This window comes from Candidatus Igneacidithiobacillus taiwanensis, from assembly GCF_031962545.1.
Classification (GTDB): Bacteria; Pseudomonadota; Gammaproteobacteria; order Acidithiobacillales; family Acidithiobacillaceae; genus Igneacidithiobacillus; species Igneacidithiobacillus taiwanensis.
This window is the reverse complement of sequence record NZ_JAVRKK010000076.1, coordinates 1-11,024: the sequence shown is the minus strand read 5'-3', so window position 1 is coordinate 11,024 and position 11,024 is coordinate 1. Positions and strand designations below refer to the sequence as shown.

General features: G+C 57.1%; 13 protein-coding genes. 8 read left to right on the top strand and 5 right to left on the bottom strand.

Features of this window, described 5'->3' with window-relative positions; genetic code table 11:
- Positions 1 to 310: putative PEP-binding protein (locus tag RTI30_RS09685; protein ID WP_312274805.1), on the top strand; the 310-nt coding region annotated here is incomplete at its 5' end.
- Here RTI30_RS09685 and RTI30_RS09680 read toward each other — a convergent pair.
- Complete coding sequence (locus tag RTI30_RS09680) at positions 305 to 1,054, bottom strand: pseudouridine synthase (protein WP_312274803.1); 750 nt, start codon at positions 1,052 to 1,054, stop codon at positions 305 to 307. The genes RTI30_RS09685 and RTI30_RS09680 overlap by 6 nt on opposite strands.
- 26 nt (positions 1,055 to 1,080) lie before the next feature.
- Here RTI30_RS09680 and RTI30_RS09675 point away from each other — a divergent pair, with 26 nt between their 5' ends.
- Positions 1,081 to 1,392: an encapsulin-associated ferritin-like protein gene (locus RTI30_RS09675; protein WP_312262980.1), complete on the top strand. Its 312-nt coding sequence runs from the start codon at positions 1,081 to 1,083 to the stop codon at positions 1,390 to 1,392.
- On the opposite strand, the gene hemW is transcribed toward RTI30_RS09675, so the two are convergent.
- Positions 1,362 to 2,558: a radical SAM family heme chaperone HemW gene (hemW, locus tag RTI30_RS09670; protein ID WP_312262981.1), complete on the bottom strand. Its 1,197-nt coding sequence runs from the start codon at positions 2,556 to 2,558 to the stop codon at positions 1,362 to 1,364. The two genes, RTI30_RS09675 and hemW, sit on opposite strands and share 31 nt — an antisense overlap.
- Before the next feature lie 24 nt (positions 2,559 to 2,582).
- Between hemW and RTI30_RS09665 the strand changes: the two genes are divergently transcribed.
- Together RTI30_RS09665 and RTI30_RS09660 are read left to right on the top strand one after the other, a co-directional pair.
- A complete protein-coding gene (locus RTI30_RS09665) occupies positions 2,583 to 3,140 on the top strand; it encodes an LON peptidase substrate-binding domain-containing protein (protein WP_312262982.1) in 558 nt (185 codons plus the stop codon).
- Positions 3,141 to 3,208: 68 nt separating this feature from the next.
- Positions 3,209 to 4,390 carry a pyridoxal phosphate-dependent aminotransferase gene (locus RTI30_RS09660; protein WP_312262983.1) on the top strand — a complete coding sequence of 394 codons (1,182 nt, stop codon included), beginning with the start codon at positions 3,209 to 3,211 and terminating at the stop codon, positions 4,388 to 4,390.
- 24 nt (positions 4,391 to 4,414) lie between these two features.
- Here the strand turns inward: RTI30_RS09660 and purT are convergent, their stop codons facing one another.
- A complete protein-coding gene (purT, locus tag RTI30_RS09655) occupies positions 4,415 to 5,608 on the bottom strand; it encodes a formate-dependent phosphoribosylglycinamide formyltransferase (RefSeq protein WP_312262984.1) in 1,194 nt (397 codons plus the stop codon).
- Between the two features lie 74 nt (positions 5,609 to 5,682).
- Between purT and gnd the strand changes: the two genes are divergently transcribed.
- The 3 genes from gnd (at position 5,683) to RTI30_RS09640 (ending at position 8,566) form a co-directional block, all read left to right on the top strand.
- The gene (gnd, locus tag RTI30_RS09650) at positions 5,683 to 6,606 is read left to right on the top strand and encodes a phosphogluconate dehydrogenase (NAD(+)-dependent, decarboxylating) (RefSeq protein ID WP_312262985.1); all 924 of its coding nucleotides are present in this window, start codon (positions 5,683 to 5,685) and stop codon (positions 6,604 to 6,606) included.
- Complete coding sequence (gene zwf / locus RTI30_RS09645) at positions 6,606 to 8,072, top strand: glucose-6-phosphate dehydrogenase (RefSeq protein WP_312262986.1); 1,467 nt, start codon at positions 6,606 to 6,608, stop codon at positions 8,070 to 8,072. The genes gnd and zwf overlap by 1 nt, the downstream gene beginning before the upstream one ends.
- A 200-nt stretch (positions 8,073 to 8,272) precedes the next feature.
- A complete protein-coding gene (locus RTI30_RS09640; RefSeq protein ID WP_312262987.1) occupies positions 8,273 to 8,566 on the top strand; it encodes a metalloregulator ArsR/SmtB family transcription factor in 294 nt (97 codons plus the stop codon).
- A 5-nt stretch (positions 8,567 to 8,571) separates the two neighbouring features.
- Here the strand turns inward: RTI30_RS09640 and RTI30_RS09635 are convergent, their stop codons facing one another.
- Positions 8,572 to 9,888 carry an ATP-binding protein gene (locus tag RTI30_RS09635; RefSeq protein WP_312262988.1) on the bottom strand — a complete coding sequence of 439 codons (1,317 nt, stop codon included), beginning with the start codon at positions 9,886 to 9,888 and terminating at the stop codon, positions 8,572 to 8,574.
- A gap of 11 nt (positions 9,889 to 9,899) precedes the next feature.
- Positions 9,900 to 10,433, bottom strand: coding sequence for a TlpA disulfide reductase family protein (locus RTI30_RS09630; RefSeq protein WP_312262989.1), 534 nt, complete (start codon positions 10,431 to 10,433; stop codon positions 9,900 to 9,902).
- Between the two features lie 272 nt (positions 10,434 to 10,705).
- Between RTI30_RS09630 and RTI30_RS09625 the strand changes: the two genes are divergently transcribed.
- The coding region (locus RTI30_RS09625; protein WP_312283700.1) for a cytochrome ubiquinol oxidase subunit I at positions 10,706 to 11,024 on the top strand (319 nt) is incomplete at its 3' end.

The following is an 11,024-nucleotide window of genomic DNA, read 5'->3' as shown; positions in this document are numbered from 1 at the left end:
GCTACCCGGTAAAACCCCCGGATCCGGTACCCGACATGTTGAACCTGCATGGCACTCCTCCCTCGCCAAAGAAGTGCCAAAGGTTTGTGAACTTATGCAGTTATTGATTCAACAAGCCATCGAAGGCTGCCGACGCAACGGCATTCATTCTGGCCTCTGTGGCCAGGCACCCTCCGACTATCCAGAAATGGCGGAGTATCTCGTTCGTCTTGGAATTGACTCCATCAGCCTCAATCCCGACACGATTCTTGCAACCACCCGTCAAGTTCTTGAAATCGAGAAAAGCATCACAGGCGAAAGGCTATCATGACGACAGCCTGTCTATTTCCGTAGGCGTAAGTTCGCGCCACTGGCCGGCGGCCAAGTCACCTAAGGTCAAAGTGCCAATGGCAACACGAATCAGCCGTAAAACTTCACAGCCCTGACTCTCCAACAGGCGGCGAATCTGGCGATTTTTCCCTTCTTGAAGCACAAATTCCAACCATTGGGTCTTGCCGCCACAGCGCAACTCACGAATTTCCACTGGACGATATCGTATCCCATCGAGCACCACGCCAGCGGCCAGATAAGCGCGTTGCTCTGCAGCCAAGGGAGGGCGGACCTGCACATGATATTTTTTGGGTACATGGCGTTCGGGGTCCAAAATCGTTTGCGCCCAGGTAGGATCATTACTCAGCAGCAGCAAACCGCTGCTGGCTTGATCGAGACGACCCACCGGCGCGAGCCAGTCGCCATCGGGAAGCAAATCGTAGATCGTACGCCGCCCATGTTGATCGTGGCGCGTCACCAAATAGCCGCGCGGCTTATGGAGTAATAGCACACGCCGACGCGACGTTAGCGGCGCGGCAACGCCATCTACCGCAATGGCATCCTGGTCGAGCGGAAAGCCCTGTTCGGGATCGAGAATACAGCGTCCCGCAACAGTCACTCTTCCCGCCCGAATCCACTCGGCCGCTTGGGTTCGCGAGCAAAGTCCGCGCTTGGAGAGGATACGTGCGAGGCCAAAGCGCTTGCCTGGCTGGCCGGGTCGTCTTCGGCTATTCTCAAATGACACTTCTACGCAACCCACGGAGATCGACCATGGCCCACGAAAGCCTGCACGAAGCCCTCGAACAGCTCAGTCCCGACACCCTCGATATCCATCGCGCCATCAGTTCCTTGATGGAGGAGTTTGAAGCCGTCGATTGGTACCAGCAGCGGGTGGACGCTTGCCAAGATCCAACCCTCAAGGCCGTACTCGCCCACAATCGTGACGAAGAACTGGAACACGCAGCCATGGTATTGGAGTGGCTGCGTCGGAAATTACCTCGCCTAGACAAGGAATTGCGGGAATATCTTTTTACGGAAGGATCCATCACCGGTCACGAAGCCGAGGCCATGGGGCGCGACTGAGGCGCTTCCTTCTCGGGGAGAAATTCCCGACACAAGGAATTGGTCCAATTGATACCAATGGCGGTGGGGCGCCAATGACGCCCTTGCCGCTCCAATAAGCCACGTTGTGCGGCGCGCCGCAGTCGGCCCTCCACAAGCAAAAAGCTTATCCCGGTGCGCTCTTCAAAGATTTCCTCCGAAAATCCCTCCATCAAGCGCAAGGCGTTGAGAAAAAACTCGAACGGGCGTTCGGCAGGGCCGACCCACTGCTGTTCACCAAGAACTGCAGCTGCAGCCATGGCCGCTGCCATGTACGTTTCCGGCCGCGGTGGTTTACGTGTGCGCAGTATCCCCTGCCCGGGCAGAGTGATTTTGCCATGGGCGCCAGCACCAATGCCCAAATAGTCCCCAAAGAGCCAGTAGTTACGATTGTGCCAACACTGCCGTCCGCTGCGCGCATGCGCCGAAACCTCATAACGGGCAAGACCCGCGGCAGCGAGTTCGGCACGCAGCCCCTCCTCCATTTCCGCGCTGCTGTCGGCATCGGGTAAGGCGGCCGGCGGACGGCTGGCAAAAGGTGTTCCCGGTTCCAAGGTAAGTTGGTACAGAGAAAGATGCGGCGGCCGGTGGATGAGCGCATTGCGCAGGTCGTCGAGTGCCGCGGCGTAATCCTGTCCTGGCAAGGCAAAGATCAGGTCCAGATTCCAGTTGTCGAAACCAGCGCGCTGTAGCGCTTCGATGGCTTGATGCGCGGTGCGGGCATCGTGAATGCGTCCGAGAACGCGCAAGGCGTCGTCGTTGAAGGACTGGACCCCGAGGGAGAGACGATTGATACCCGCTGCACGAAAACCGGCGAAGGCTGCGGCATCCACCGCGCCAGGATTCGCCTCGAGGCTGATTTCTACTTGCGGCGCCAGGCGCAGGCGAGCACGAATGGCCGAGAGTAAACGATCGAGACTCTCCGGCGGGAAAAGGCTGGGGGTACCGCCACCAAAAAAGATACTGTGAATTTGCCGACCCCAAATCCGCGGCAGCTCACGCTCCAGATCAAGAATGAGGGCATCGACGTAGCGCTCGGCGGGGAAGTTCTCCGCCGCGTAGGAATTAAAATCGCAGTATGGACACTTGGCTTTGCACCAGGGCAGGTGCACATACAAGGAAAGGGGCGCTACACTTAGCTCAGGCATATTGGTTTCGCGAGGATCTCCGGGATGACGGCGCAAAGCGATGCGCAAGAATGGTACGATCTATTCTTACTCAGTTCCGTGCTTTTTCCCAAGGCCCGCATGGGGCTGCGCATCTTCGAGCCTCGTTATGTGGATATGGTCAGCCGCGCCATGCGCTCAGGCCGTCCCTTCGGCATTTGCCTGGCGGAGGCGGAAGCCGCCCCTGCCCCCGTTGGCACTCTGGCAACCATTGTCGACTGGAATAGCGAGAACGGGCTGCTTCTTCTGGAAATCGAGGGATCCCGCCGTTTTTCCGTACAAGAATGGCAGCATGCCAATGACATCACTGTGGCGCGCATTCATCTGTGGCCGGAAGAACCGGCCCTTCCTCTCGCTTTTGAGCACGAATGGCTCAAACCCATCTTGCAGCAGATTATCGAAGATCCAGCTGCTCCAGAGCTGGATGCCAGTCGTGCCGGCATGATCTTGGCGCAGGCTTTACCGGTGCGGTCGGCAGAAAAGCTGCAACTCTTGCTGCTACAGGATCCCTTGGAGCGCCTACGTCGCATTGCCAGCCTACTTCGCAAAAAGGGAGTGGAGTAGCGCGGTTGCTTTTCCGGCGTAAAGGCTTACAATTTTGGCCCTTTGCTAGCGCCTTCAGGATTCCTGCAGTGGACATACGCCTTTCCCGTCGCGTCAATGCGGTTCGCCCCTCCCCCACCTTGGCGGTAAGTACACGCGCTGCGGAACTCCAGCGTCAAGGCAAGGATGTGGTCAGCCTTGGTGCAGGCGAGCCCGATTTTGATACCCCAGAGCCGATCAAAGATGCCGCCAAGGCCGCCCTCGACCGCGGTTTTACCAAATACACCGCCGTCGGCGGAACGCCAGAGCTGAAGGCGGCAGTAATCGCGAAGTTTGCGCGCGACAACAATCTCCAGTACCAAGCCAAGCAAGTCTTGGTCTCCGTGGGTGGCAAACAGAGTTTTTACAACCTCTGCCAAGCACTTCTGGATCAAGGCGATGAAGTCATCATCCCCGCACCCTACTGGGTTTCCTACCCCGACATGGTGGTGCTCGCGGGTGCGCAACCAGTCATTTTGCCAACCAGTGCCGCGCAACAGTTCAAGATTACGCCGGAGCAGCTCGCTGCCGCAATCACCCCGGCCACTCGACTCTTGGTCATCAACAGCCCGTCCAATCCCTCTGGTAAGGGCTATTCTGCTGCGGAACTAGCTGCCTTGGGTGACGTACTCCGTGCACACCCGCAGGTCCTGATCGCCAGCGACGATATGTACGAAAAAATCCTTTTTGCCGGGGCACGTTTCGTCAATCTCGCCATGGCATGCCCGGACCTGCAAGATCGCTGCATTGTCCTCAATGGTGTATCCAAGGCCTACGCCATGACCGGATGGCGAATTGGTTACTGCGCCGGGCCGGCGCCGCTCATCGCCGCGATGGAGACGGTACAGTCGCAAAGCACCTCCAACCCCTGCTCCATTGCCCAAGCCGCGGCGCAAGCTGCCCTGGAGAGCGGTGATACCCTCCTTGCGCCCATGTTGCAGGCTTTCGAATACAGGCACAACTACGTCTACGAGCGTTTGCGTGCCCTTCCAGGGGTCCAGGTTCTCCCTTCCGATGGAACTTTCTATAGCTTTCCTGGCTTTCAGGAAGTGATGCAAAGCAAGGGAATCCCCAACGATCTGGTATTGGCCGAAAAACTGCTGGAAGCAGGGGTCGCCGTGGTGCCCGGTAGTGCCTTTGGTAGTCCAGGACATCTGCGTCTGTCTTTTGCTACCAGTGAGGAAAACCTCACCCGCGCCCTCGACCGTATCGGCGAGTTTGTCACCGGCTGAGCGCGGGCACCGGCAATTTTTCGCTTACGACGCGTACCCAAAAACGCGCACGTGGCTAGCAACTAGGCGGGCGCGAGCCAGCGCCTCGTCTACCGTCTCAGCACTGGCCAGCGCAACTCCCAAGCGACGTAGCTTGTCCGCCTGCGGTTTGCCAAAGAGGCGCAAGTCGCTATCCGCTACTGCCAAGGCCTCCGCGAGCCCAGCGTACTGCGGCCCCCAACCGACCTTCTCGGCGCGGATCACCGCCGAGGCCGTTGGCCCGTAGAGACCAGGGTTGACGGGCAGGCCGAGAATGGCGCGCAGGTGCAGATCGAATTCGCTTTGACGTTGGCTCATCAGGGTGACCATGCCGGTGTCGTGAGGGCGCGGTGAAACTTCGCTGAAGTACACCTCATCACCGCGAACAAAAAATTCCACCCCAAAGATTCCGCGCCCGCCCAGGGCATCGGTCACTCGCTTCGCCATCTCTTGGGCTTTGCGCAGGGCCTTTTCGGCCATTGGCTGGGGTTGCCAAGACTCGACGTAATCGCCCGCCTCTTGGCGGTGCCCTATGGGTGCGCAAAATACGGTGCCCTGTGCGGCGCGTACCGTCAGCAGGGTAATCTCGAAGTCAAAATCGATAAAGCCCTCGATGATGACCCGCTGCCCCTGTACACGCCCGGCGGTCTGCGCCTTTTCCCAAGCGCTCGCCAGATCTCCGGCATTTTGTACGAGTGACTGCCCCTTCCCGCTCGAAGACATCACTGGTTTGATTACGCAGGGAAAACCAATGGTCCTGCTGGCTTCTTCCAGCGCTGCCAAACCATTGGCAAAGGCATAGGGAGAGCAGCGCAGCCCTAACTCCTCCGCCGCCAAGCGGCGAATGCCCTCACGATTCATGGTCAGGGCAACGGCGCGGGCGTTGGGGATCACCGTACAGGATCCCTGCTGTTCCAGTTCAGCCAGGGCGTTGGTGGCTATGGCCTCAATCTCCGGTACCACGAAATGTGGCCGCTCCCGCGCGACGAGCGCCAGCAAGGCCTCGGCATCGGTCATATCCACAACGTGGCTGCGGTGGGCAACCTGCATAGCAGGCGCGTCGGCATAACGATCGACAGCAATGGTCTCGATGCCTAAACGCTGCGCGGCAATGAGTAATTCCTTGCCCAACTCGCCCGCTCCCAAGAGCAATAAGCGTGTTGCCCCGGCCGCTAAAGGGGTGCCCAAAGATTCCTGCATTTTCTTCTTCCTGTGCAATGGCTGACTATACTCAAAGGATACCGCGTGCGGCGGCAATCGTCAGGAGGCAAGTCATGGGTGTAGGCAAGATCGGAATGGTGGGTTTGGGGCGGATGGGCGGCAACATGGCGCGCCGTCTGCAGCGCGATGGCGCGGCGGTAGTGGCCTATAACCGCCATCTTGCCAAAGCCAAGGAGCTGGCCCAGGAAACCGGCATGCAGGCCGCTGCATCCCTGGCAGAGTTGGTACAGCAGCTACCAGCGCCGCGGGTGGTCTGGCTCATGCTACCGGCAGGTAACGCTACCGCAGAACATATTGCCGAGTTGCTGCCCCTCTTGGCGCCCGGAGACGTTTTGGTAAACGGCGCCAATGCTTTTTACCAAGACTCCATGGCGCAAGCCAAGGAGGTAGAGGCGCGGGGAATCGACTACGTCGACGCCGGTGTCTCCGGTGGTGTCTGGGGATTACAGGAGGGCTATGCCCTGATGGTCGGCGGCAGCCACGCGGCGGTGACCAAGGTGGAGCCTTTCCTGAAAATTCTTGCGCCCGCGGCGGATAAGGGCTGGCTCCACTGCGGTCCCGTCGGTAGCGGTCATTTCGTCAAGATGGTCCACAACGGCATTGAATACGGCATGATGCAGGCCTTGGCCGAGGGTTTCGCCATCTTACAGGGCAAAGAGGAGTTTGCTCTCGACCTTGCCGCGGTAGCGGAAATGTGGCGCTACGGCAGTGTGGTGCGCTCCTGGCTCCTCGATCTCACGGCGGCTACTCTGGCGCAGGATCAGCAGCTAGCCGATATCGCACCGGTAGTGGCGGACTCCGGCGAAGGCCTGTGGACCGCCCAGGCTGCGCTGGAACAAAAGGTTCCGGCACCGGTTATCACCCTCGCCTTGCAGATGCGCTGGGCGAGCCAGGGTAAGGATGATTACGCCGCCAAACTGCTGGCGATGATGCGCAATCAGTTTGGCGGACATGCCGTGATCAAGGAGAGCGAATAATGAGCGACGATTGTATCTGTCAATTCGTCATTTTTGGTGCTACCGGCGATCTCGCCTCGCGCAAACTCCTACCCTCTCTTTACCACCTGCAATGCGCTGGCCTCTTGCCTCCAGATCTAAAAATCTATGCCGTTGGTCGCCGTCCCTGGGATAACGCCGGTTGGCAGGATTTTTTGCAGGAGCAACTGGAATCCTTTGCCGGAGATTTTCATCCCGAACATTTTGCAGGGTTCTCGGCGCGCTTTACCTATGTGCGCGGAGAACTGCACGAGGCCGGAATGTATCAAGAGCTGGCCAAAACTCTGAGTCGGCCGGGGGCAGACCGACCTGATCGTAGTATTTTTTATCTTGCCATCCGTCCCCAAGATTTTTTTACCGTAGTACAGAATCTCTCCAAAGCCGGTTTTGATCGGGATGGTGACTATCGTATCGTCATCGAAAAACCCTTTGGTAATGATTTGGAAAGTGCTATCCAACTCAATGAGCAACTGCATCGACACTTTCGCGAGGAACAGATTTATCGCATAGACCATTATTTGGGTAAGGAAATCGTCCAGAATCTCTTGGTCTTCCGCTTTGCCAACCTACCCATCGAGGCGGTATGGAATCGCAACTTTATCGATCATGTACAAATTACCGTGGCCGAGGAGCTAGGTGTCGAAAACCGCGCCGGCTATTACGATCAGGCTGGCGCCCTGCGCGATATGGTGCAGAATCACCTCATGCAAATCCTCACCCTGGTGGCCATGGAACCGCCACCCTCGCTCGAGGCAAATGCCCTACGCGACGAAAAGGTAAAGGTCCTACGCTCCATTCGTCCAATTCCCAAAACCGCCATCCATTCCCATGCGATCCGCGCGCAGTACGGCCCGGGACTCGTTGATGGGCAACACGTACCCGGTTATGCAGAGGAGCCCGGGGTGGCTCCAGGATCCATTACCGAAACCTTTGTGGCGGCAAAATTTTATGTCGATAACTGGCGATGGCGCGGTGTACCTTTCTACCTGCGTACCGGCAAGCGGATGCCCAAAAAATCCTCCAGTGTTGCCATTCGCTTTCGTCACACACCGCAGCAGTTATTTCGGGAAACCCCTATCGATCGTATCGAGCCCAATTGGATTTTGTTGTCGCTTGAGCCCGAAAGTCTAAAGATTGAGTTGCACGTGAAAGAACCGGGCTTGGAGATGCGCATTCGCCCGACCCAGCTCAACGCCAGCTATCGTCGCGAAGGAGAAAAGGAACTCGACGCCTACGAGGCCCTGCTTCTCGATGTGATGGAAGGCGACAAGGCCCTCTTCATTCGCTTTGATGAAGTGGAATGGGCCTGGCGGGCTGTCGATCCCTTCATCAAAACCTGGTCGCGCGAGCTCGATTACATCATTACCTATCCCGCCGGCTCCTGGGGGCCGGAGGAGGCGACGCGGATCATGGACAAGGAAGATCAATTTTGGCGTAACGCGCTGTAATGTCGCTATCGACCGACAACTAGAGCACCGCGCATTGGCGGAGAATCAGCACCATTTCCCTGTATGATTGTAGCTGTCGGGCTACAGCCGGCGTAGCCAGCGGGGAGATTATTCTTTATTTTCCAATATGATATAGGCATCTAATACGTTGGCATCATTCATGCTTGTAGCTCACTCATCGAACTTCTGAGGAAAAAGCTATGTGCAAGGATCTTCTGAAGGCTGACGAAGTGACCCGTTTGGCGCGGGCGCTGCACGCCCTGGCTCATCCCCTTCGCTATCGCATGCTCTGTCTCCTGGGCGCTGGAGAAATGAATCTGCAACATATCGCCAACGCGGTACACACCAGTCACAGTAACGCCGCCCAGCACCTGCAGTTACTAGAGAAACAACAGCTGGTGCGCATTCGCCGCACGGCAAGCCGCATCTACTATCGCCTGAGCGATCAACGCACTCTGCGTCTACTTGCGGTTTGCCGCCACATTCTCGGTTGAACCCTTCAGCGTTGGCGCGCATCGGCGCGGAGCTCCCAACTCAACTCGACGCACAGCCCTGAGACGCCATCCGTTCGATTGCGTAGGCGTAGCTGTATACCCTGCGCCTCTGCAATCTGTCGTGCAATGGCGAGCCCTAGGCCACTGCCCTCGCTATGGCCGCGGGCACTATCGCCGCGGCTGAAGGGCTCGAGTAGGGTCTCTAACAGCTCTTCCGGAATCCCCGGGCCATAATCGCAAAAACTCAATACGCCGCGACCGTCGCGCTTTTGCAGGCGAACATCGACCGTATCGCCAGCGTAGCGACGCACATTATCGAGTATATTGTCGAATAAGCGTCGTAAGGCCTCGTAGTCGCCCCGAAATGGATAGCGTCGGGGTAATTGCGCCTGCCATTTTCCCCCGGCGCGCGTAAAAGCTTCGCCGGTCACCTGCAATAAAGCAACCAGATCGAGATCAGCGATACGTGCTGAACTGCCGCGGCCAATGGCCAAGGATTGCCCGAGAAGATCGTTCATCCGCCGCGCATCTTCCAGCAGGCCAGCGCGCAATTCTTCTGGCGTATTCTCGGGCAATAGCTCCAACGCCATCTGTATGCGTGCGAGCGGGGAGCGAAGATCGTGGGATATTCCAACGAGAAGCAAGGACTGTTGGTCGATCATTGCCTGTAGCCGCGTGCGCATACGCTCGAAGGCCGCCAAAAGATCGTGAAATTCTCGTGCACCGTTTGCTGGTAACACCGGCAAAGGGGCATTCCATTTGCGCCGCAGCGCATCGGTGAGCACAGCCAACGGACGCAATACCCGGCGCACCAGAATGATCGTCAAGACCAATAACGCGAGGGTAGAGACGCCAAGGATAAAAATCAGACCCAAGGGCAAGGTCGCGGTCAAGCGCCGGCGCGCAAAATGCATCCAGATCGATTGCCCATGGGCGGGAATCACCACCCACAGGGTTTCTTTAGGGTCATGAGCAGTGAATACCGCTACCGGATGACCAAGGCGACGCCGTAACTCCGCGGCAAGAATCTTGCCATACAGGTGACTACGATTGCCCGTCACATCAAAATTGGTCGGTGGTGCTCCAATCTCGATGTGGTTGTCGCGGGAGAGGCGTTGCAAGAACTGTGGGCGCTCCGCCGCGGGCATTTGGGCGTAGGTTTGTGCGCTCATAATGAGTAGTCCAGCGAGATCCTCTGCCGAGCGCAGTGCCAAAGGATAGAGTACGGTAAGGATGATCGAAAGCAGGGAAAAAATCTGCAGCGCGATGATACCCATGGCCAAGGTGCCGGCGGTTTGCCGAAAAAGACTAGGGCGTCGCATGGTTGTCGTTCCTATACCCAAATCCAAAATAGTTGCCAAAGGATCACTGGCAAGGCGATGGCGCCTACATAGCGACCGACGATCCGCCCATTCTCGTTTACCAGTAAGGTGGTGGGCGTGAGTACAATCCCTCCGGCCACAGCCGTTGACTGGTCGCTAGCCAAGTAAACGGGATAATTGATGCCCAACTGCCGCACACGTGCCTGCACTGCCGCAGAGCTACTTCCCGGCACCGCCAACCCAACAATGCCAAAATGTTTGCCGCCAAACCAGTGCTGGAGACGCACGAAGAGCGGCGTTTCGGCAATACAGGGAGGGCAATCCGGTGCCCAATAGTTGAGCAAAAGGATTTCATGTGGTTGCGGTCGGATCTCCTCACGCTGACCAGTAAGACTTGTGACCAGTAGAACCGGCGGTAGTTGTGTTTGCAAACGCTCGGAACCCTGGCTACCCCGCCATTGGGTAAACGCATATATCGCGATGACTAGCAAAAACCAGAGCAAGAGTTCTAGCCAAAATCGCCGTCTCTGCAGAAAGGTGAGCACTTTTTCCTCCGATTTCCAATCCAAGAACATGGCATGCGCAGTGTCGAGAAACAAGATCCAGCAGCCGGATAACTAATAATAATACTTGGTTATAGTATTTTACGCTTTGTGGATATGACCCACATGTTTGGTTCATATCCACCGAATCTTGCTTGTCAAAGCACGTTTTTCAACGAGTTATGGCCTTTTTCCAGCTGGTACAGTGATTGCTTATATAACAATGTACATTGATGTTGACTGTACACATGCACAATGGAAAAAAGGAGTGAGTCATGGTTTTAGAAAATACTCTTCCCGTGCTCCTCAGCCGTATGGACTTCGCTTGGATTACTTCCATGCACATCCTTTGGACGCCGATGACCATTGGGATGTCTTGGTTACTATTTATCCTGGAGGTCGCTTGGCTGCGCACGGGCAACGAGCGCTGGTACAAACTCAATCGCTTCTTCGAGAAGATCTTCATCATCAACTTTGGCGCTGGTGTAGCCACTGGCGTGACCATGGAGATGGCCTTTGGCATCCTCTACGGCCCCTTCTCGCAAGCCGTCGGTCCCTTCTTTGGCAACATTCTGGGCTTTGAGACCATTACCG